Annotated in this window: 2 protein-coding genes; one reads left to right on the forward strand and one right to left on the reverse strand. The window is 68.9% G+C overall.

All coding sequences use genetic code 11. The annotated features are described in order from the left end of the window. Nucleotides 1-206: hypothetical protein (locus tag A612_RS17710; RefSeq protein ID WP_206536120.1), on the forward strand; the 206-nt coding region annotated here is incomplete at its 5' end. Nucleotides 207-651: 445 nt separating this feature from the next. On the opposite strand, the gene A612_RS13890 is transcribed toward A612_RS17710, so the two are convergent. After that, nucleotides 652-2,235, reverse strand: coding sequence for an ABC transporter substrate-binding protein (locus A612_RS13890; RefSeq protein WP_019375064.1), 1,584 nt, complete (start codon nt 2,233-2,235; stop codon nt 652-654). Nucleotides 2,236-2,338 lie beyond the last annotated feature (103 nt).

The following is a 2,338-nucleotide window of genomic DNA, read 5'->3' on the forward strand; positions in this document are numbered from 1 at the left end:
CAGTCCCTCGCCAGCGCCTGGTCGATGCGGGCGGCCTGGCCGGGGTTGTTGCGCAGCAGCTGCGCGCGAAACTGCTGCTTCGCCTGGCGGGAGACCGCCGCATCGCTGCCGATGCGCAGCGCGGGCGCCGCGGCCCCACCCTTGCCGGGGGTGCGGCCGTCCGGCCCGCCGATCGCTCCTTGCCCCGCTCGGCGCGGTCGATGTAGTTGCCCATGGACGCGCCCACGATGGCCGGGCCGACCATGTTGGGCACCGCCGTGATCGGCCCGCCCGCGACATCGAAATACATCTGGGCGCGCGCCAGCGGGGCGGCGAGAACGAACCCCGCGGCTGCAAGCCACACGGCCGCCCCTTGCCACCAGGGACGCCGCCGCACCACCGCCATGGAAAACGCCCGCACCTGCATGGACTGGACCTCCTGGAAGGGCTGCGCGCACTGCAGCGCGCAGCGATTGCACGGGGTTCACCACCCGCTCGCCCGAGCTTAGGCCGGGGCGTGTGCCGGGGCCATGCCGGCCGTGTCAGCAGCGGTGTGCAATTGCATCCGGGTGCGAGCCGCGCGGCGCGGATGGGCTGGCGCTGCGCAGACGGCAAAAAGCCCGCGCCGCCCTGGAGCGGACGCGGGCCGTCGGGCCGCCGCGCGGGCCGGGCTTACTTGATGGTGGTCCAGATGGGCATCGGGCGGTCGTCCGCGCGGTGCACCGTCTCGACGTTCTTGCGCATCGCCCAGGGGCGGATCTGGTGGTGCAGCGGGAGATAGTAGTACTCATCCTTGACCAGCTTGAGCGCATCGTGCACCAGCTGGTCGCGCTTGGCCTGGTCCATCTCCACCTTGATCTGCTGGATCATGCCGTCGAGCTTGGCGTCGGAGAAGCGCCCGCCGTTGTAGACGCCGGCGGCCGTCTTGCCCTCCTTGGTGGACATGAGCGAATCCAGCGTGTAGAGCGCATCGAAGGTCGCCACGCCCCAGCCGAACAGGAAGGCGTTCACGTCGTTGTTCATCACGCGCGTGACGAACTGCGCCATCGGCGCGGCCGCCAGTTGCGTCTTGACACCAATGCGCGTCCACATGGCGGTGACGGCCTGGCAGATCGCCTCGTCGTTCACGTAGCGGTCGTTCGGGCATTCGAGCTTCAGCGAGAAGCCGTTCGGGTAGCCCGCGTCGGCCAGCAGCTTCTTGGCCGCCTCGACGTCGTACTTGGAGGCGCGCTCGTCGAGCTCCTTGGTCCAGCCGTGCACCGAGGGCGCGACCATCACGCCCGCAGGCACCGACAGGCCGCGCATGGTGTTCTTGTGCAGGCCGGCGGAGTCGATCGCCTGGTAGAGCGCCTGGCGCACGCGCTTGTCCTTGAGCGGGTTCTTGCCCGGCGTGCCGGCGCCCGGCAGCTCGTCGCGGAACTGGTCCAGGCCCAGGTAGATGGTGCGGTTCTCGGCGCCCTCGATCAGCTGCAGGTCAGGCGTGTTCTTCATGCGCGCCAGGTCCTGCGGCGGCGGGTCGGGCACGAAGTCCACCTGGCCGGAGACCAGCGCCGCGGTGCGCGTGGCGGCCGACTTGATGGGCGTGAACACCACCTCGTCGATGTTGCCGCGCGGCTTGTCCCACCAGTCGTCGTTCTTCTTGAGCGTCACCTTCACGTCCGGCTGCCAGCCGACCAGCTTGAAGGGGCCGGTGCCGTTGGCGTTGCGCGAGGCGTAGTTCTCTTCCTTGCCGCCGTAGTCCTGGGACTTCACCGAGTTGTGCTTCTCGGCCCAGGCCTTGTTCATGATGCGCGCCTCGGTCAGCTCGCGCAGCAAGATGGGGTTCGGGCCCTTGAGGATCAGGTCCACCGTGTGGTCGTCGACCTTCTTGGCCTCCTTGACGCCCTGCACGGCGCTCATCATGTTGGACGGCGGCGTCATGGCGCGGGTGATGGAGAACACCACGTCGTCGGCCGTGAAGGGCGAGCCGTCGTGGAACTTCACGCCGCGCCGCAACGTGAAGCGCACCTGGGTGGGGCTGATCTGCTCCCACTTGGTGGCCAGCGCCGGCTCGACCTGGAAGTTCTCGTCGTAGCGCACCAGGCTCTCGTAGACCTGCTGCAGGAAGGCGTGCGTGGTCTGGTGGTTCTGCGCGTGCGGGTCCACCGTCAGGATGTCGTTGGCGCCGGCCCAGCGCAGGGTGGCGGCGTTGGCACCGAAGGCGAGGGCGGCCGCGGCGGCCAGCACGCCGAGGCGCAACTTCTTGCTCTGCATCATCGCGTGTGTCTCCTTGTGTGTTGTGCGGATGAGATGGCGCCATCCTAACCAAAACCGCGCAGCGCCTGGTCACGGTGACCGGCGTCTCCGGCTCGGGCAAGTC

Origin of the sequence: Melaminivora alkalimesophila, assembly GCF_000282995.1 — a bacterium.
GTDB classification, from domain to species: domain Bacteria; phylum Pseudomonadota; class Gammaproteobacteria; order Burkholderiales; family Burkholderiaceae_C; genus Melaminivora; species Melaminivora alkalimesophila.